General features: G+C 57.6%; 13 protein-coding genes. 6 read left to right on the forward strand and 7 right to left on the reverse strand.

The window, feature by feature from the left end; genetic code table 11:
* Positions 1–22 precede the first annotated feature (22 nt).
* The gene (locus ACRZ9U_RS10150) at positions 23–3,418 is read left to right on the forward strand and encodes an indolepyruvate ferredoxin oxidoreductase family protein (protein ID WP_480901696.1); all 3,396 of its coding nucleotides are present in this window, start codon (positions 23–25) and stop codon (positions 3,416–3,418) included.
* On the opposite strand, the gene ACRZ9U_RS10155 is transcribed toward ACRZ9U_RS10150, so the two are convergent.
* The 6 genes from ACRZ9U_RS10155 to ACRZ9U_RS10180 form a co-directional block, all read right to left on the reverse strand.
* Complete coding sequence (locus ACRZ9U_RS10155) at positions 3,415–4,719, reverse strand: FAD-dependent oxidoreductase (RefSeq protein ID WP_170404596.1); 1,305 nt, start codon at positions 4,717–4,719, stop codon at positions 3,415–3,417. The two genes, ACRZ9U_RS10150 and ACRZ9U_RS10155, sit on opposite strands and share 4 nt — an antisense overlap.
* The gene (locus ACRZ9U_RS10160) at positions 4,706–5,389 is read right to left on the reverse strand and encodes a TetR/AcrR family transcriptional regulator (RefSeq protein ID WP_170404600.1); all 684 of its coding nucleotides are present in this window, start codon (positions 5,387–5,389) and stop codon (positions 4,706–4,708) included. The genes ACRZ9U_RS10155 and ACRZ9U_RS10160 overlap by 14 nt, the downstream gene beginning before the upstream one ends.
* Positions 5,390–6,934: a trimethylamine methyltransferase family protein gene (locus tag ACRZ9U_RS10165; RefSeq protein WP_170404603.1), complete on the reverse strand. Its 1,545-nt coding sequence runs from the start codon at positions 6,932–6,934 to the stop codon at positions 5,390–5,392.
* A 2-nt stretch (positions 6,935–6,936) separates the two neighbouring features.
* Positions 6,937–9,339 carry a GcvT family protein gene (locus tag ACRZ9U_RS10170; RefSeq protein ID WP_170404606.1) on the reverse strand — a complete coding sequence of 801 codons (2,403 nt, stop codon included), beginning with the start codon at positions 9,337–9,339 and terminating at the stop codon, positions 6,937–6,939.
* Between the two features lie 98 nt (positions 9,340–9,437).
* Positions 9,438–10,067: a glutathione S-transferase gene (locus tag ACRZ9U_RS10175; RefSeq protein ID WP_170404609.1), complete on the reverse strand. Its 630-nt coding sequence runs from the start codon at positions 10,065–10,067 to the stop codon at positions 9,438–9,440.
* Between the two features lie 93 nt (positions 10,068–10,160).
* Entirely contained in the window at positions 10,161–10,658 is a 498-nt protein-coding gene (locus ACRZ9U_RS10180; RefSeq protein WP_170404613.1) for a class I SAM-dependent methyltransferase, read from the reverse strand.
* 228 nt (positions 10,659–10,886) lie between these two features.
* On the opposite strand from ACRZ9U_RS10180, the gene ACRZ9U_RS10185 reads away from it, so the two are divergent.
* From ACRZ9U_RS10185 to ACRZ9U_RS10205, 5 genes are read left to right on the forward strand one after another with little or no spacing between them, the layout of a single operon-like run.
* The gene (locus ACRZ9U_RS10185) at positions 10,887–12,659 is read left to right on the forward strand and encodes an ABC transporter ATP-binding protein (protein WP_170404616.1); all 1,773 of its coding nucleotides are present in this window, start codon (positions 10,887–10,889) and stop codon (positions 12,657–12,659) included.
* On the forward strand, positions 12,652–14,565 hold the full coding sequence (locus ACRZ9U_RS10190; protein WP_170404619.1) for an ABC transporter substrate-binding protein: 1,914 nt from the start codon (positions 12,652–12,654) through the stop codon (positions 14,563–14,565). Before ACRZ9U_RS10185 ends, ACRZ9U_RS10190 begins: the two co-directional genes overlap by 8 nt.
* Before the next feature lie 15 nt (positions 14,566–14,580).
* Positions 14,581–15,609 (forward strand): ABC transporter permease, encoded by a 1,029-nt coding sequence (locus ACRZ9U_RS10195; protein ID WP_170397654.1) that lies wholly within the window; start codon positions 14,581–14,583, stop codon positions 15,607–15,609.
* Positions 15,606–16,760 carry an ABC transporter permease gene (locus ACRZ9U_RS10200; RefSeq protein ID WP_480901702.1) on the forward strand — a complete coding sequence of 385 codons (1,155 nt, stop codon included), beginning with the start codon at positions 15,606–15,608 and terminating at the stop codon, positions 16,758–16,760. Before ACRZ9U_RS10195 ends, ACRZ9U_RS10200 begins: the two co-directional genes overlap by 4 nt.
* Positions 16,757–18,112, forward strand: coding sequence for a CoA transferase (locus ACRZ9U_RS10205; RefSeq protein WP_170404622.1), 1,356 nt, complete (start codon positions 16,757–16,759; stop codon positions 18,110–18,112). Before ACRZ9U_RS10200 ends, ACRZ9U_RS10205 begins: the two co-directional genes overlap by 4 nt.
* Positions 18,113–18,199: 87 nt before the next feature.
* Here the strand turns inward: ACRZ9U_RS10205 and ACRZ9U_RS10210 are convergent, their stop codons facing one another.
* The gene (locus ACRZ9U_RS10210; protein ID WP_170404625.1) at positions 18,200–20,596 is read right to left on the reverse strand and encodes a mechanosensitive ion channel family protein; all 2,397 of its coding nucleotides are present in this window, start codon (positions 20,594–20,596) and stop codon (positions 18,200–18,202) included.
* Positions 20,597–20,669 lie beyond the last annotated feature (73 nt).

The following is a 20,669-nucleotide window of genomic DNA, read 5'->3' on the forward strand; positions in this document are numbered from 1 at the left end:
AAAAACCCATGGACGCGCAGCAATGAGCCACCACGAACCCTCCCCCCGCACCTATCGGCTTGAAGACCGCTATACCCTGACGCAGGGCCGGGTTTTTCTAACAGGCACGCAAGCCTTGGCGCGGATTATGATGGACCAGGCCCGACGCGATCGTCAGGCCGGGCTGAACACGGCGGGGTTTGTCTCGGGCTATCGCGGATCGCCACTGGGCGGGCTGGATCTTGAGCTATGGCGCGCAAAGGACCGGCTGAAGACGGATCGCATCACGTTTATGCCCGCCGTGAACGAAGACCTCGGCGCAACGGCGGTTCTGGGTGCGCAACAGGCCATTTTGGACCCGCATTGCGAGGTCGAGGGCATCTTTTCGATGTGGTACGGTAAAGGCCCTGGTGTCGACCGATCAGGCGATGCATTGAAACATGGAAACGCATATGGGTCTGCGCCAAAAGGTGGCGTGCTAGTCGTGGCAGGCGATGATCATGGTTGCGTCAGTTCTTCGATGCCGCATCAGTCGGATGTGGCCTTCATGACGTGGTTCATGCCGACATTGAACCCAGCCTCGGTCGAGGAATATTTGGAATTCGGCGAGTACGGGTTCGCTCTGTCCCGTTTCTCAGGCACCTGGGTCGGGTTCAAGGCGGTCTCGGAAACGGTCGAAAGCGCACGGTCCGTCGATCTGCACCCGGATCGCAGCTTTTCCCTGCCGCAGATCGACTTGCCCGAACGCGGCTTGCACGTCCGCACCGCCGATTTGCCCTCGCCCGAGATCGAGACCCGCATCCAACACAAGTTGCGCGCCGTTCGGGCCTTTGCCGAAGAAAACCCCATCGACCGGCGTATTTATGACATCGACAACGCGAAGTTCGGCTTCGTGACCACCGGCAAGGGGCACCTCGATCTCATGGAGGCGCTGCGTTTGCTGGACCTTGATGAAGCCGCCTGTCGCCGCTTGGGGATCGACATCTACAAGGTTGGCATGGTCTGGCCGCTGGCCCGTCGCAACGCGTTGCGCTTTGTGAAAGGCAAGGCCGAGGTTCTGGTCGTCGAGGAAAAGCGCGGCATCATCGAAAGCCAGTTCAAAGAATACTTCTATGACTGGACCGGCGACAAACCCCATAAGATGGTAGGTAAATATGACAGCCATGGCGAACCGCTGATCCCATGGACCGGGGAACTCAGCCCTTTGATGCTGGCCCCTATTGTTGCCGCCCGACTTAACACGTTCTTCCCTGAAGAAAACCTGCCTGCCAAAGCGCGTGCACTGACCGAGACGGAACCTCCCGTGATCAATGTCCCGGGCGCAACACGGACACCCTATTTCTGCTCGGGCTGCCCGCACAATACATCAACTAAAGTTCCCGAAGGCTCTACCGCTGCCAGCGGCATTGGTTGTCATGTAATGGCATCTTGGATGGATCGCGAGACGGTCGGCTATGCACAGATGGGAGGCGAAGGCGTACCCCATGTGGTGGCCTCACAATTCAATGGCGGCAAGCATATCTTCCAGAACCTTGGCGAAGGGACGTGGTACCATTCGGGATCACTCGCGATCCGTCAGGCCGTCGCGGCAGGGACAAATATCACCTATAAAATCCTCTACAATGATGCGGTCGCAATGACCGGAGGGCAGCCGGTGGATGGGCCCGTCAGCGTGGCAGGTATTGCGCAAACCTGCCGGGCCGAGGGGGTTGAGCGGATCGCGCTGGTCTCGGACGACATTGCCAAGTTCAGCCGATCCGATTTCCCGGCAGGCACTACGTTCCACGACCGGGCAAAGATGGACAGCCTGCAACGCGAATTGCGCGACATTCCCGGTGTTACGGTCCTGATCTACGAACAGACCTGCGCCACCGAGAAACGCCGCCGCCGCAAGCGTGGGACAATGGAGGACCCCTCAACGTTCGTCTGGATCAACGATCTGGTCTGCGAAGGCTGCGGCGACTGCTCGGTCGCGTCGAATTGCCTAAGCGTTGAGCCGCGCGAAACCCCGCTGGGGCGCAAGCGCAAGATCAACTTAAGTTCGTGCAACAAGGATTTTTCGTGCCTGAACGGATTCTGCCCAAGTTTCGTGACCGTTGCAGGCGCAACCCGGCGAAAGCGGGCCATAGATCTGGACCTCGACGCGCTTGAGGCAGACCTGCCAGACCCAAAGCTTCCGTCTTTGGACACACCGTTTGATCTGCTTGTGACAGGCGTGGGTGGCACTGGGGTTGTCACGGTTGGGGCCTTGATCACTATGGCCGCGCACCTGGAAGGCAAAGGTGCCTCGGTCCTGGATTTCACCGGATTTGCGCAGAAATTCGGCACGGTACTCAGTTACATCCGCCTTGGCGCAGCTCCGGATGCGCTTAACCAAGTACGCATAGATCAAGGCGCTGCGGATGCGGTGATTGGCTGTGATGTGGTGGTGAGTTCGGCCCCCAAAGCCTCAGCTCATTTTGCCCGCGGGACACGCGTTGTGCTGAACAGGGCTGAGATGCCCACCGGCGATCTTGTCCTGCGTCGCGATGCCCAATTGCGGGTCGATAAGCGGGAACAGGCAATCGCAGATGTGGTTGGGGTGGACAATCTCGCCAGCCTTGACGCAAATGCAATAGCTGAGGCGCTACTGGGGGATTCCGTCTTCGCCAACGTCATTTTGCTGGGTTATGCATGGCAAAACGAGCTGGTTCCGGTATCGCACCTTGCATTGGCTCAGGCCATCTTGCTGAACGGTGTTGCCGTCGAAAAAAACCGGCTGGCCTTTGCTCTTGGGCGTTGTCTGGCGGCTGACCCCGACCGCATTCACGGGCTGGCACTACCCGAAGAGGCAAACGGCACCTTGGATCAGGTGATTGCGCGTCGGGTGGCGTTTTTGACAGATTATCAGGATGCCGCATATGCGGATCGCTATGCGCAACAGATTGAAGCAATCCGCGCGTCGAACCCGAAAATATCCGACGATCTTCTAGAATCCGTAGCCCGTAACCTGTTCCGCTTCATGGCCTATAAGGACGAGTTCGAAGTGGCCCGGCTGCAAACGTCCCAAAACTTCGACAACGAACTGAAGCAACAGTTCGAGGGAGATTTCAAAACCAGTTACCACTTCGCCCCGCCAATGCTCAGCTGGCGCAAGGACGAACGGGGCCGCCCCCTCAAGTTTGCACTGGGTCCATGGATGCGCCCGGTTCTGCGGGGACTGTCCCGTCTACGTGGTTTGCGTGGCTCGGTCCTGAACCCCTTCGGCTATCACTCCGAAGCGCGACTGCATCGAGATATCCTAAACTGGTACCAATCGCTGTTGGACATGTATCTGACAAACCCCTCCGCCCATTCCGAGGCCGAGTGGCTGGACGTGCTGTCAGCTGCGGACCAGATACGCGGTTTCGGTCCAGTACGGGAAGAAAGCTATGAGAAGGCGCGCGCGATGGCGCGTTAACCAAGCACCGAGAAACTGCTATCGGTATTGACCGGTCGCTTGCGGGAATAGAAACCGGTGTCGATTGTGCGCCCAATGCAAGGCAGTTCAAACTGCATCGGCTTGTCGTCATGATCCGCACCGCCTTCGACGTAGTCGATCAGCGCAGCCATCATTTTGCCCGCAATCGGCGCGTTCTTGTATTGGTTACCGCTGGTGCCGCAGGCCATGTAAAACCCCGGCAGGCTGGACTTGTCATAGATCGGAATCCAGTCAGTCGAGGCATCATACAAATCCACCACCCCACGGGTTCTGGAGGGTATCCCCAAGCTCGGGACCCGCTGGGCATAACGCATGGCCTGCGTGGTCCATTGATCCGTAAAATCGTGGTTATAGCTTACATCATCTTCGCACCATTGATGCGGATCACATGCCGGATCCTCGGAACCGATCAGAATATGATTGCCATGTTCTGGACGGCAATACAGCGCGATATCACTATCCGAGACAATTGTTCCTTGCGTTTCGAAATCAAATCCTTCGGGCGCGGGTACATGCACCACCTCCTGCCGCAGCGGGCGGGTTTGAATGGTCATGTCACCCAGAACCCCGGCCATTTCGTTGACAAACGCTGACCCGGGACCGGCAACATTCACCACCACTTTGGCGTGGATTTCTTCACCAGAGGCAAGTCTGACACCTGCGACGCGCCCCTGCTGCGACAGGATTTCGCCCACGTCTGCGCCCGTTCGCACTTCGGCACCATACAGCTTGGCGGCATCCATCAGGTTTTGCGCCGACAACGCCGGATCGGTCACATAACCTGCTTTCGGCCAGAACACTGCGCCCTGAATCCGATCTCCGTTCGGTTGGCCGAACTCCGGATCATCCATGCGCCGCGCCGGGGCAAAGCTGTCCAGAGAATAGATCGGCAGACGTTCGGTAATCCGCTCAGGTGTCCATTCTTCAAACGGACAATCCAGTTCGGCGCTGTACTTCTTATGTTTCTCAAGAAACCCATTGGCCTCGGTCTTGACGACCAAACAACCGGTCTCACGAAACTGCGCCAAATCGGCTGTGTCGGGCAAGCCCAGATAGTTCGCCCAATCACGCCAATAGTGATAGCCTTCCCAAGCGAACGCGGTTCCATCGAGGGTCGAATAATGCATCCGAATTATCGCGCAAGAGCCTGCGGTCGAGCCATGCCCAACCTGCGCATTGCGATCCAACGACAGAGTTTTCCAACCGGCCTTGGACATCTCGAACGCGATGGCGGCTCCGATCACACCGGTGCCAATGATGATTGCGTCAGGTTGGTTCATGTCCTGCCCCTTCCCAGAAACGTTTCGCATATGCGCTGAATTCGGTGATTTCCTCGGGTCGCGGTTCGACCCCTGTAAAAACATAAAGGTAGTGTGGAACCATCGACAGCCTGATCGCCAATGGTTCGTTTAACTGCGCCAGATCATATCCGATCTGCATATAATATAGCACCCGCGCCCGCGTCTCTGCCTCGGTCTCATCATAGTTGAACCGGATGAACATCGCGCGCAGCGCGGCCAGGCGACGGGCATCGGACTGGTCCAGCATACGCCGCACCTTTCCCGATCTTCGTGCCCAATCCCGCACAGCAAAATCAAGCGCCGTATCAAATAGTTCGGTATTCACAACGCAGCGCTGAACATTGCACACCGCAGCCGTGATCGTTTCAGCAGGCAATTCGGATTGAGCGATCAAGGCCGCGGTATTTGTCGCCTGCCACCGCGCCAGCAGCGCATCCAGTAATTCCTGCCGCGACTTGAAGTACCAGTAGAATGATGAGCGCGAGACCGCCATCCGCTCGGCAAGGTTCATGACTTTCACCTGCTCGACCCCGTCCGAAATCAGGACGTCCATGGCCACGTTCAGCCAATCATCGCGCGTGACCTTGACGTTACCAATCAGTGGCTCAGCTTCGGGATCGTCCCTGTGCAGGATGGGTTTGGTGCTCATTCAACTCTCCGGCGGTGCGCCGCCCTCTTCTGTACGGCGCGCTATGAAATCCTTCAACGCACCAAGGCGATCCGTATCTGATGCCGGTGCTTTGAAATTTGCCAGGATTTCCTTCCATACACCGGTCGCGCGATGGTTGGCGTCGATCGCGCCACGCTCGGTCCAGGTGCCAAAATTTGCGTAATCATGCAGGTGCGGCTCATAAAATGCGGTATTATAGCGCTCCATTGTCTGGCTCGTGGCGAAGAAATGTCCGCTGGGTTCAACCTCGCTCAGCGCAGTATCAAACCCGATCTCTGCACCATTGGCCTGTGCCCCTGCACAAAGCTCGGCCACCATGTTCAACACTTCGGCATCGCAGATCATCTTCTCGAAAGATACGGTCAGGCCACCTTCGAGCCATCCGGCCGAATGAATGATCACCGTCGCCCCGGCCATCAGGCAGCCCCACAGGCCGAACTGGTTTTCATTGGCGGCCTGAACGTCGTTGATATTTGCCGCAGACCCCGCCGCAGACCGCCAGGGCAGGCCCAGATACCGGGCCAACTGGCCCGCCGCCAAAGACGCCTGAAAATGCGAGGGTGTCCCGAATGCAGGCGCCCCTGATTTCATGTCGACATTGCTGGTAAAGGTCCCATAGCACACCGGCGCACCGGGGTTGGTAAGCTGGGTCAGCGTCAAGGCCGCAAGCGCCTCGGCATGGGACAGCGTGATGGCCCCGGCCACCGTGATCGGAGCCATTGCGCCCATCAGGGTAAAGGGTGTGATGATCGACATCTGACCATGGCGCGCAAAGTCGATCAGCCCCTGAGCCATTGGAATATCCAGCGTCCGCGGGCTGTTGGTGTTGATAATCGTGTAACAATGGGCGTTAGCGCGGAACTCCTTGTCAGACAGACCTCGCGCCGTCGAGAGCATCTCGAAGCAGTCCATCACTTGCGGCGTGCCTCGCGAGAAGAAGAACGGGAACTTATCCGTCAGCTCCATCTGCGCTTGTGTGGTGAAATAGTGCCGCAAATTGGTTGGCACGTCCTGCGGTTCGACCTGCGGTGAGATCATCTGGAAGACATCAAAGTGATGAGTGAGCTTTAGGAACTCCAGATAATCCTGCCCACTCGCTGGCCGCCGACCGCGTTCCAGATCGGTCGCGTTTGGAGCGCCAGCGCCGGGTTGGAACACCAAAGAGCCCAGCTCCAACGTGAAATCCCGGTGCCGAGCGCCTGCGCGGCAGGCTATGGATTTCGGGGCCGAGGCAACGGCGGCCTCAACCATATCCCGCCCGATAAAGACCATTTCGCTGTCTTCATCCACGCGTGCGCCACCCTGCGCAAAGATCCGCCGCGCTTCGGGCAACAGAACTTTCACGCCCAACTCTTCCAGCGTGCGCAAAGCGGTGTTGTGCATTTCTGCGATTTGATCTGCGGGGAACACTTCCATCTGCGGAAACGGATTGCGCAGCTGGCGATAATTCACATCACGGCTAGGTTGCGGGGCGGCATCTGCACCGCGCCCGCGCCGTCGGCGTCTTTGGCCCAAGTCCGACATGGTCAACCTCGCATCGCTTTGCCCTGCGGGTCATAAGGCGACGGCGCAATTACGCGGGCGGGTCGTTCCACACCGACCACATGCACCGACAACTCGGTGCCCGGTTCAGCCTTGTCGCGGTTGACCAAAGCCATGGCCAGCGACTTGCCCGTGTAGTGGCCATAGCCACCCGAAGTCACAAAACCCACCCGCTCTTCCCCGGCCCAAATCGGTTCATACCCGCTGGCATCGGCATCCAGCGCGTCAACCTCAAGCGTCACTTGAACTTGCGCCGGACCGTTGCCATCGCGTTCAGCCAGCGCAGCCTCTTTGCCAACGAAATCCTTGTTCCAGTCGATCCAGCGATCCATTCCGGTCATGCCTGGCGTGTAAAGCTGAGTGAATTCTGCAGACCAGATACCAAAGCTCTTCTCAAGCCGCGTCGACAGCATCGCGTTGAATCCGCATTCGCGGATACCGTCCCCGGCCCCAGCCTCAAGCAGCATCCGGCGCAGTTCGATGTGGTCGCCATAGCGGCAGTTTATCTCATACCCTTTTTCGCCCGTCACCGACATACGCGCCACACGGGCACGCACCAGACCGATATCAAAGTCGCCGCAGCCCATGAATTTCAGGCCCGAGATATCCTGTTCGGCCAGTTTCTCGACCACAGCCTGCGATTTCGGTCCAACCACGGCAAAACCACAATATTCCTCGCCCAGATCGCGGATATTCACGGCGTCCATCATGTGATCATTGAACCAGCGCATATGCCATGCGCGCAGATAATAGCTGCCCATGATCCACCAGGTCCCGTCGCCCCAGTTCAGCACGGTCAGATCACCCTTGAGGCGACCGTTCTCACCCAGCATTGGAGCTAGTTTGGCACGCCCCGGTGCAGGCAGTTTCGACGCCATGGTCCTGTCCAGCCAAGCCTCGGCATTTGGCCCAGTGACCTCGAAGCGCGAAAAGCCCGAGATATCCAGTAGTCCCACGCCTTCGCGGATGGTTTTGCACTCCTCAGCCACGATGTCGTGCGCATTCGAGCGTTTCAGCGTCGGCGTCTCTTCAAAGCCCTTGGGCGCAAAGTAAAGCGGCACTTCCAGATCCCAACTGACGCCCCATTTGCACCCCGCCTCGGTCATTGCATCATGGGCTGGGGCCATCTTCAGCGGGCGACCTGCGGGCAGTTGCTCGTTCGGGTAAGTCATCACGAAACGACGAGAATAGAACTGACCGGTTGTTTCGCGGATGTAGCGTTTGTTCTGAGCGAAATCGCCATAGCGCGCCACGTCCATAGGCCATGCGTCGGCCTCAGGCTCGCCATGGATCATCCATTCGGCAAGCGTCTTACCAACGCCGCCACCCTGCAGGAATCCGGCCATCACCGCACAAGCTGACCAATAGCCACGCTTGCCCGGGACCGGACCGACCAGCGGGTTGCCATCGGGTGAGAAGGTGAACGCGCCGTTCACCCATGTTTTGATGCCAACATTCTGGATCGACGGGTACCGTTCAAAGCCCAGCGTCAGCTCGTTCTCGATCCGGTCGAGCTGTTCCTGGAACAATTCTTCACCGTAATTCCACGGCGCACCGTCCATAGCCCAGTGCTCGTGATCGACCTCGTAGATGCCCACCAGAATGCCCTTCTGGTCCTGTCGCATATAGGTGAAGCCTTCAAGATCAACCGTCATCGGCATCTCGAAATCCGCCTCGGCCACCTCAGGCACCGTATCGGTGATCAGATAATGGTGTTTCAGCGGCGAAACCGGCAGTTCCACTCCGGCCATGCGCCCCACCTGTTTGGCCCAGAGGCCAGCTGCGTTGACCACATGTTCACAAGTGATAGTGCCTTTGTCGGTCACAACTTCCCAACCATCCGCAGTCTGCGTCAGGCTTTCGACCTTGGTTTCTTCGTAGTATTCCGCGCCGCGTTTCTTGGCCGCTGTTGCATAAGCCTGAACCGTACCGGTTGTATCGATGTAACCTTCGCGATCCGCCCACATCGCGCCCAGCACGCCGTCGGTGGACATGATCGGGCAGCGTTTCTGCGCCTCCTCTGGCGACAAAAGCTCACAGTCGTCGATGCCGATAGACTGGAAAATGCGGTAGTTGGCCTGCAGCCACTCCCACCGTTCGGGTGTGCCCGCCAGCGTCAGTCCACCGGTCATGTGCAGGCCGATATTCTGGCCCGACTCTTTTTCGATCTCGCTGAGCAGATCAATCGTATAGGCCTGCAGCGACGCCATGTTCGGATCTGCGTTCAGCGCATGGATGCCTCCCGCCGCGTGCCACGAAGACCCCGAGGCCAAACGCCGCCTCTCCAGCATGACCACATCTGACCAGCCAAACTTGGCGAGATGGTACAGAACCGAGGCGCCGACAACGCCGCCACCGATGACTACGACACGATACTGAGATTTCATCCTGCGCTCCCCTGCATGACTCGCAAAGGACGCTAGAGGCACTGTTCACTTCTGTCTAGACATTTCTGTACAGTTCGAGGGACAGCACCCGGATCAGCTTAAAGCCGGGCGCTCGGGCGTGTCTGAACGGCATCAAACCAGGCGCGTGTGGCCGTGTTCTCTTCTGGGATACGCATCTTGATGACACGTGCGAAATCGACAAACACAAATGTGGTGATATCGGCCAGTGAAAACATTTCACCCGCAACGAAACCGCTCACTTGCAGACGGGCCTCAAGAAAATCGAAGAAGGCACGCACCCGCTCAGCCCCCCGCTGCGCTAGTTCAGGGATTTGCGCGTGGTTTGCAGGCCCGGTGATCGCGCGGTCTTTGAACGAAGGATGGGTGTTTCGCAAAGTTTCCGCGATTGGTGCGCCACATTGTTGTTCGGCGATGGCATTCCACATCAGAATTTCGCCTTTTTCATCCGGCGTTTGCCCCATCAAGGCAGGTTCCGGAAAGCGCGCCTCGAGATAGGCGGCGATGCCAAGATTTTCTGTGAGCGTGGTACCTTCATCCGTAACAAGCACAGGAATCGTTGCACCGGGGTTCACGGTCCGGAAGGCATCACTAAACTGTTCACCCTTGGCGATTGAGATATCACGAGTGTCAATCTTCAGCCCCTTTTCCGCGATAAACATCCGGGCACGGCGCGGGCTTGGCGCGGTCGAGCAATCGTAGAACAGCATTTTTGACGGTCCCCTCCAAAGCTTCACGCCTCGGACGTTAGACCGGGCCAGCACTAAAGCGCGAGTCGGATCACACAGTGACCCTACGGCAGATCAACGCCGATAGATGAAACAGCGCCCGTCGACCGCCCCTTCTGGCAGCGGCACCTCGGTCAGTGTTTCGAAATACATTCGATCGCTAGAAACCATCAGTCCGCCCCGCGCCAGAAGCGGTTCGATCAAAGGTGAGACGAGGCGGGCAAACGCATCATTCTTTTGCCGGTTGTGTCCCCCAAGATCGGCATGGATCAGACTGGCCGACGCGCCAAATCGTGTGACCGAAGCAGGCAATGTTTCGCGCACATCACCGAGAATCACCAGATCATCGGGCGGTGTCGAATCGGGATGAGACGCAACGGCCCGTTCAAAAACATAAACAGGACGGTCCTGAATGTGCTTAACCATGTGGTGATATGTGCGCCCATTTCCCAATCCCAGCTCAAAAACCGGACCAGGCTGCCCAGTGGTCTGCGCGATAGCAAAGTCCAGACAAGCGCGTTGCGAGACCATTCGGTCAATGAACAGATCCAATCGGCTTTGTTGCTCGGACACGGGGCACCTCTTTCAAAATCATTCGACACCAGTCGGGGGGCGATTGCGCCTTTGATGGCAAAAACTCAAGACTTTGTGTAGCCATACGGCCCGAGTTTCACGATTCCGCGACAATTCGGGTGAAGAAGGTGTTTGACTACGCCGCCCCAACCGCGCGAAACTGCTCAAAAAAGACAGGGAGTTCACAAAGCCGATGTTTTCTAGCGGCCAGACGGGTGGAAAACCCGCATGAGTGCGTTGTTGTCCGTTCGGGATCTCAGCATCGGCTTCGGCACGGGTCCATCCGTTGTCCAAGATGTCAGCTTCGAGGTCGAACCCGGGCAGACACTTGCATTGGTTGGAGAATCCGGTTCGGGCAAAACGATTTCCTGTCGCGCTGCACTGCGTATTCTGCCGCGTACCGCCCAGATCCGTAGCGGAACGATCACGCTGAACGATTCCAAAGGCACCGCTAATCTGATCGAACTGAGTGAAAGACAGATGCGTGGTATTCGCGGCAATCGGGTTTCTATGATTTTTCAGGAACCGATGCGATCTCTGTCACCGCTTCACAAAATCGGAAATCAGGTCAGCGAAGTTCTTTGGTTGCATCGCGGCGCATCCGATGCACAGGCCCGCAAAGAAGTTCTGACCCAGTTTGAGAGGGTTGGTTTCCCCGACCCTGCCCGCGCCTACGACAGCTATCCGTTCGAGCTGTCTGGCGGCATGCGCCAGCGCGCCATGATTGCCATGGCCATGGTGTCCAAGCCTGAATTGCTCATCGCGGACGAGCCGACAACAGCGCTGGATGTTACCACCCAAGCGCAGGTTCTTGGGCTGATCAAAGAGCTGCAGCGCGAAACCGGTATGGCGCTGATCCTTGTCACCCATGACCTGGGTGTAGTTGCTAACATGGCCGAGCGGGTGGTCGTCATGCACAAAGGCCGCGTGATGGAAGCTGGCCCGGCAGCACCAATTCTGAATGATCCGGCGCACCCCTATACGCAGCAGCTGTTCGACGCTGCGCCTGAGATACCCGATCAGGATGCCGTCGGCATACCGATGCCCGACGAGGACCTAATTCTGCAGATGACCGGGGTCTCAAAGACCTACACGATGCGATCGAGCAAAGGTTGGAAAGCCGACAAACTGATCCATGCCTGCCGGGGCGTAGATATGAAGCTGGCGCGCGGCAAGACGCTTGCAATCGTTGGCGAAAGCGGGTCTGGCAAGACAACCGCCGCCAGAATCGCTCTGGGCGCTGAACTGCCCGACCCGGGCGGCGAAGTTCTGTTCAGAACAACAAGGGATTCCGAACCGATAACGGTTCACAGTATGACACGGACCGAACGCACCGCGTTTCAGCGCAAGGCGCAAATGGTGTTTCAGGATCCCTATAGCTCTCTTAGCCCCCGTATGCGCATTCAGGATGCCATGACCGAGCCGTTGGAGATACACCGCCTCGGCACCGTGGCAGAGCAGCGCGACAAAGCGGCCGCGATGTTGCAGCGGGTCGGGCTGAATGCCGATATGCTCAAACGCTATCCGCATGCGTTTTCTGGTGGACAACGACAGCGCCTGTCTATCGCCCGCGCGATGATGCTGGACCCGGCGTTGATTGTTTGTGACGAGCCAACCTCGGCACTGGATGTATCCGTTCAAGAGCAAATTTTGACCCTGCTCGAAGAACTGCAGGACAGTCTGAACCTGTCATACCTGTTCATCTCACATGATCTGGCCGTCGTCGCGCGCATTGCCGACGAAGTCGCCGTCATGCGCCGGGGTCTTGTGGTGGAACAAGCCCCACCCGAAACCCTGTTCTACAATCCACGTCATCCCTATACCAAGGCACTGATTGCCGCCCAGCCCGAACCGGATATCAATCGCCCGATTGATCTGAAACTGGTTGCGCTTGGTGCCGGTTCACCCGACAGTTGGGATGACGCCTTTCGATTTTCCGACTCCGTGATACCTTCTTTGATAGAGTTGGAGCCCGGCCATAAGGTACGTTGCCATGTTTAAGACCACTCACCGATTGATTTTGGCCGCGACGCTGGCCTTCGCAGGAATGCTGCCCGCTGCGGCAGAAATTCCGTCTAATCTTCAGGAAAACGCGTTCTGGCAAACCGAGGTTGAAAGCGGCGACCTGCCACCGGTTGCTGAACGTATTCCGCAAGATCCGCTGATCGTGGACTTAGCCGCCAAAGGTCGCGAATTCGGTGTACCCGGCGGTACACTGCGCACGATGGTCACCCGGTCCAAAGACATTCGGCAAATGGTGGTCTATGGCTACGCAAGGCTTGTGGGCTTCGATCAGGATTACAACATCGTCCCGGATTTGCTGGCTTCATTCGAAAATGAAGACAATCGCAAATTTACTTTGAACCTGCGACCCGGCCACAAATGGTCGAACGGATCCGCGTTCACATCCGAAGACTTCCGGTACTGGTGGGAGGATGTGGCCAACAACGAATTGCTCAGCCCCTCAGGCCCACCAGATTTCCTGCGGGTTGAAGGCAAAACACCCACCGTCACCTTCCCCGACGAAACAACGGTTGTATTCGAATGGGATGACCCCAACCCGAATTTCCTGCAATCACTTGCTCAGGCGCGGCCGCCCTTTATCTATCGACCGTCTGAGTTCCTTAAGCAGTATCACGAGAAGTTTGCAGACCCCGAAGAACTGGCATTCAAGGTCGAAGATGCGCGGGTAAAAAGCTGGGCGGCGCTGCATAACAAGTTGGACAATCTATATAAGTACGACAATCATGAACTGCCGACGTTGCAGCCATGGCTCAACGCAAGTTCGGGCAAGAAAATCCGGCACAACTTTGTCCGTAACCCTTATTACCATCGGGTGGATTCAAATGGGGTTCAGCTGCCCTATATCGACGTAGTCGAAATGGAAATCGTCGCACCGGGTTTGGTTGCGGCCAAAGCAAATGCGGGTGAAACTGACTTGCAAGGTCGCGGATTGGCATTCCGCGATGCCTCGATCTTGAAAAAGGGCGAGGCTGAAGGTGGATACAAGACGCTTTTGTGGAAAACAGGCGTCGCGTCGCAGATCGCGATTTATCCCAATTTGAACTACACTGACGATGCGTGGCGCGAGGTTCTGCGCGATGTACGTGTACGCAGGGCACTGTCGCTCGCCATTGATCGCAAGACGATCAATCAGGCGCTCTATTTCAAGCTGGCCCAACCCGGCGCGATGTCGGTTCTGCCCGCATCGCCCTTCTACGACGAAGCGAATGCGCAGGCTTGGGCACAGTATGACGTCGACAAGGCGAATGCTCTGCTTGATGAGGCTGGGCTGACCGAGCGTGACAAAGATGGTATCCGACTGTTGCCCGACGGGCGTCCGATGGAGCTGATCATCGAAACCGCAGGTGAGCGGCAAGAGGTTGAAAACGCCCTGCAGATCGTCACGGATACCTGGCGTGAGATCGGAGTCGAACTGGTCATGCGACCATTGGATCGAGACATTCTGCGCAACCGGGTCTTCTCGGGCAATACAATGGCGTCGGTCTGGTTCGGCTGGGATGACGGCATTCCGCAAAGCCACACATCGCCGGCCTATCTCGCCCCGACCGATCAGGTCTTTCTGGCATGGCCTAAATGGGGCCAATACTATCAGACAAATGGAGGGTCGGGCGAACCACCAGACATGCCCGAGGCCGAACTTCTCATGAAGCTTGCCCACGATTGGGAAATCGCCTCCACGGATGAAGAACGCGGCGCAGTCTGGTCTGAGATGCTGAAAATTCACGCCGACCAGCTTTATGCGATCGGTATCCTGAACGGCGCACCGCAGCCTATTGTCGTGTCGAACCGCCTGCGCAATGTGCCTGAGCAGGCCATGTGGGCATGGGAACCCGGCGCACATTTCGGCATTCACCGTCCCGACGAGTTCTTCTTCGCCGACTAATTCAGGAGCAGCTAAATGGTCATGCTGCGCTACGCGGTGTATCGCTTTTTCACGATGCTGCTGACATTGCTGGTGGTGTCGGTTCTGATTTTCGTGATCATCAACCTGCCCCCCGGCGACTATCTCAGCAACCAGATCGCCGAACTGCAGGCTTCAGGACAGTCCGCCGGTGTCGCCAAGGCCGAGTTTCTGCGCAAGGAATACTCATTGGACCGGTCGTTGCCCGAGCAGTACCTGATCTGGATGGGCTTCTGGCCCGGACCGCATGGGTTCGAGGGCCTGTTACAGGGCAATTATGGCTGGTCCTTCGAATTCGACCGCCCCGTGCGCGAGATCGTGGGCGATACGCTGTGGTTGACGGTTGTGGTCAATCTGGCCGCCATTCTATTCGTCTATGCCGTTGCTCTGCCATTGGGGGTCATCGCTGCGGCCAGATCACGGACGTGGATTGACTATACCTCGGCCTTTGTAGGCTATCTGGGTCTTGCGACCCCGAACTTCCTGTTGGCGCTGATCCTGTTCTACTACGGCCATCGCTATTTCAACCTGCCCATCGGCGGACTGATGGACCCTTCCTTTGAGGGACAACCGATGAGTTGGGACAAGTTGAAATCCATCCTTGTCCACCTGATCGTTCCGACCTTCGTCATCGGAACCTCGGGTGCTTCGGCCATGATGCAGCGCCTGCGCGCCAATATGCTGGATGAACTAGGGAAACCTTATGTCGAAACAGCAATCGCCAAGGGCATGTCCCCATCGCGGATGCTGACGAAATACCCATTGCGCGTGGCCTTCAACCCGTTTGTCGCCGACATTGGAAACCTGCTGCCCTCGATGGTTTCCGGGTCGGTTTTGGTCTCGGTAGTTCTGGGTCTGCAAACAATCGGCCCGACCCTGCTGACTGCCTTGAAAACGCAGGACCAGTTCCTGTCGGCCTTCATTCTTATGTTCGTGGCTCTGCTGACGCTGATCGGCACCATGATTTCCGATATCCTGCTGGTCATGCTTGATCCGCGCATTCGTTACGAGGGGCGCGAAGCATGACCGATAAACCCGATGGTCGCTATGTCGACGACGCGCCATTTGACCCGCAGGCCTCTATTCAGCAGCTTGAGCGCGCAGATCTCGATGCCCCTAATTGGGTGCTGGTCTGGCGCAAGTTCAGGACCCACAAGCTGGGTCTGATTTCTGGCCTCTTCTTACTGCTCTGCTACTTGATGCTGCCTTTTGCGGGCTTTATTGCCCCCTACGGCCCCAATGATCGGAACGGAGAGCACCTGTATGCTCCACCCCAGTCGGTCAACTGGTTTCATGAGGGGAAGTTCATCGGCCCCTACGTTTATCCAATAGTTGCAGAGGCGGACCTTGAAACTTTCCAGTGGAAATTCGTCGCTGACACGGAAGACCCGCGCCCAATCCGGTTCTTCTGCGAAGGGTCAGAATACAAACTCGCAGGCCTGATAAAATCCGATACGCACCTGTTTTGCGCACCCGATGGGGCCACGCTGTTTCTGTGGGGCTCGGACCGTCTGGGCCGCGATGTATTCAGCCGCATCCTATATGGCGCGCAACTGTCGCTGACAGTGGGCCTGATCGGCATTTCGGTATCCTTCTTCCTCGGCATCCTGTTCGGGTCAATGGCCGGGTATTTCGGAGGGCGCATCGACTGGACCATCAACCGTGTGATCGAAATCTTGCGCTCTCTGCCGGAACTTCCCCTCTGGCTGGCCTTATCCGCCGCGGTGCCATCAAATTGGAGCCCGGTCGCGGTATTCTTCATCATCTCGATCATCCTCGGTATTCTCGATTGGCCAGGCCTTGCCCGATCTGTCCGCGCAAAATTCCTGTCTCTCAGGGAAGAGGAATACGTACGTGCGGCCGAGATGATGGGCGCAAGTTCCGGTCGTGTGATCCGAAAGCACCTGCTACCCAATTTCATGTCGCATCTGATTGCCTCGGCCACGCTATCAATCCCTGCGATGATCTTGGGCGAAACCGCCCTCAGCTTCCTTGGCCTTGGACTGCGGGCCCCGGCGGTCAGTTGGGGCGTGATGCTGAACGATGCGCAGAACCTCGCCTCAATCGAAATCTATCCATGGACCGCGATCCCGATGCTGCCAATCATCGTCGTCGTGCTGGCCTTCAACTTCCTTGGCGACGGGTTGCGCGACAGCCTTGATCCTTATCAGCAATGAGCTTGCTGTCCGCCCTCCCCTCACCTGACACCTACAGGGTCAATGGGGCGGGTGCGCGGCCCAGCGACTTTGCGGTCTCGGAACTGGCGACGGCCAGTTTTGCGGCAGTCGGGCAGGAGCTGTCGCGCCTTGTGACAGCCTTGAACCTGGCGCCAGCGCCTCCGGAGGTGGCCGTAGATCATCGACTGGCCTCCTTGTGGTATGGCTTTTCCTTCAAACCCGAAGGGTGGGATATGCCCAGCCTTTGGGACGCGATTGCTGGCGACTATCAGGCCTCTGATGGGTGGATCAGGCTGCACACCAACCTGCCCAGTCATCGCGCCGCCGCCCTGAACGTTTTGCAAGTCGCGTCGGACCGTGCGCTGGTATCGCGCGCGGTTCGGGATTGGAGCATCTCTGAACTGGAAGCCGCGATTGTCGCCGAGGGCGGCGTCGCTGCCGCAATGCGCAGCCGCTCTGAGTGGCATGACCATCCGCAAGGACGCATATTGGCCCGCGAGCCGTTGATCGGATGGCAGGGGCCACGCAATATTCAACTACGTGATCGGCCTCAGGCGACTGCCGCGCGACCTCTTGCTGGGCTGCGTGTGCTCGATCTGACCCGCATTCTGGCCGGGCCAGTCTCGACACGAACACTTGCGGGTTTTGGCGCCGAGGTCCTGAGGATCGATCCACCCGGCTGGGATGAACCTGGCGTCATTCCTGACATTTCTCTCGGCAAGCACTGCGCCTATCTGAACCTGAAATCACCCGATGGAAAAGCAAAACTGCAAGAGCTGCTGGCCCAAGCGGACATACTTGTCCACGGGTATCGGCCCGGCGCTTTGGACGCACTCGGTCTGGGTAAAAACACGCGGGATCAGCTCGCCCCCAACAGGGTTGAAGTCACGCTAGACGCCTATGGCTGGCAAGGACCTTGGGCAGCGCGCCGCGGTTTTGACAGCCTTGTACAGATGAGTTCCGGAATCGCACATGCAGGGATGGGTTGGGCGGGGGCCGACAAGCCAACTCCGTTGCCTGTTCAGGCACTGGATCACGCAACTGGCTACTTGATGGCAGCCGCTCTGCTCTCGGCGCTCGCCGAAGCCGCATCCGGTCAGGCAGTCATGGATGCCCGGCTCTCGCTGGCGCGCACCGCCGAATTGCTGGCCACCCTCGCCAAGAGCGAGCCCGGTGACGAAATTACCGAGTCGCTGCCTGTCGATTATGCGGATGCGCTCGAACCTTCCGGGTGGGGGCCCGGCTATCGATTGAAGCCGGCGCTAACCGTTGGATCCGCAAAGATGCACTGGGCTTTGCCTGCGTCCAAACTGGGAACTTCACAGCCCACTTGGCCGTCACTTACCGCTTAAAGCTGCCGCCGCGCGGGACGCGCGGCCCGGCCCAACGCTTTGGTTGACGTCTCGCCAGAGACGCAAACCAAAGGGGCGGGAGCCCTCCTAGCGATCATCGCCACCGCCGGGGCCGATATCGTCCAGATAGTCTTCGTCAATCGCGGCCTGAACGGCCCCTGTGACAGCCTCGCGTTGTTTGGGAGTCAGGTCCTCGGCCTCTTTGTCATCCGCCAGTCGCACGGTGACTTCCCGATGCGCAAACCGGATGCCTTCACGGGCAAACAGCTCACGAATATCCTGATAGACTTTCTTGCGCACCAGCCACTGATCACCCGGTTTGGTCATGAACTTGACCCGGATAATCATCGCCGAATCCTGCATCTCGATCACACCCTGCGATTTCAGCGGCTGAATGAAGTTATCACCAATCACCGGATCGCTCAGCAGCTCCTGACCCAGCTTCTTGATCAGCTTCCGCACCTTTTCGACATCGGTGTCATAGGTCACCCGCAACGGCAGCTTCATGATTACCCAGTCGCGGGAATAGTTTGTCAGAACCTTGATCTCTCCAAATGGGATCGTGTTGAGCGCACCAAGGTGGTGGCGCAGTTGGAAGGACCGGACCGATATCTTTTCGACCGTCCCTTTCACATCACCAATGTCGATGTATTCACCCTTTCGGAAAGCATCATCCATCAGGAAGAACGCACCCGAGAAGATGTCGCGGACCAAGGTTTGCGACCCGAAACCAACGGCCAGACCCACAACACCTGCACCGGCAAACAGCGGGCTGACATTGATCCCCAGTTCCATCAATACAATCAGCGCGATGGTCACAACGACCACAGCCAGAATGGCCCCGCGGAACAGAGGCAACAAAGTTGCAAGACGGCTCTGCCCGCCTTCGCCTCCTTCGTCGCCCAGCTCGGCTTCAGCACCGCCGTCATCCGTCTCTTCCGCGATCTTGCTATCTATCCAGACGCGGAAGAAGTGAAACAGAATGTAACCCATAAACAGGATCACCATCACATCCAGCGCCCGCTCGATAGGCAAGTCATCCGACCAATTGGCCTGCGGGTTCCATATCACTACCAGCGCATAGAGCCCCACCACAAAGGCCAGAATGCCTGCCACACGACGGGCAAGGTCTTCGTACGTCAGAATGGCGTGTTTGCGCTTTTCGGCCTGCGGCGTATCAGCCACCAGCTCATCCTCGATCTGCTCAGCCGCTTCTGCGTCGGCATTCATCACCTCAATTCTGCGATTGCGATCAAAATACCTTTCAAGCAGATAGTTCATCGCGCCGTAGGCCACGACGACGGACATAAAGATGGCATAGCTGCTGGCCACGATCGGGATCGAATCCTGAACCTCGAGCACCAGATCAACGGCCAGTTTGAACCAGCTGAACACCATATAAAGCACCAGAACCGGCGCCCAGGCGAAAGAGATGAACTTCAGTATCCAAGACACCTGATCCGGAGCACGCCCGCCACGAATAGCGTTCGAAATCGCGCGTGCATTGAACAGGATCATCAGTATGTTGCCTAGCGCTCCGATCAGCGTCAGGCTGCCATAGACCATGGCATAGACGTTATAGTTCAGCCCAAAATCCGCTACCCATGTCGAGAACAGAACAACCGAGATATCATAGGTCGCCAGTGCTGACGCCCAGATATACAGGCGCTTGGCGTCCCGATCTGAAAAAGGCGGCAAGCGATACTGGCTGAGGTAAGGCGACAAAACCATCCGCCACAAGTCCGAGACGGTGCGCGACAGGAAGAACGCGGTAAAGATTGCCGTAACGGTAAACTGGATCGATATGTCTTCCGCTTCACCAAAGAACAGATAGCCGACGATCAGCGCCATGAGCATGGCAAAGACCGTACCGCCAATTCCCATCACGAAGCGGTAAACCAGGAAAGGCATCTTTTCACGATAGCCGACCGGGTTTTCCTTGATGCGCGCAACCACCCAACGCTTTGCGAAGCGCTTACCGTAGATTTCAGTCGACAACCAGCGCCCCAACAGCAGGAACAACACGTTCAGGATCAACACTTCGACATAAGTCTGAATCCGTCCGTCCGGACTGGTCTGTCTGAGGATGTATTGGACCTCAAAGACCGAATAGGGCAGCGCCTCCATCCGCGAGCGTACGGAATCCCGGAACTTTGAGAACCGCTCTTGCGCCTTCATCAGCTGAGAACCCTCAGCCATGTGATCAATGCTATCTGCCTCTGGCGTCGCATCACCGCTATTGCCCGCAGCCGATACAACCTGCCCGGCGCTGTCGATTACGATTACGCTTGCGCCCGCCTCGGAAGCGGAACGAATGGCCGCCGCCAGATCGCTGTCAGCGGCAGAGCTTGAAGAACCGGTTTCCTCGCTTGATCCTATTGGGTATCCAGGAATAAGCGAAGTTTGCGCAACCGCGTCAGTTGCACTGGCCAGCATTGCCGCCCAAATCACCAAAATCAGCCCGGCCAGAACATTCATTTTCATCGTATATCGCATCCAATTCGTAGCTGCGTCCAAGACTATAGAACCTCAGAAGGCTGTTCAAATCATCCGCACA

It is taken from the genome of Ruegeria sp. D7 (assembly GCF_056534355.1).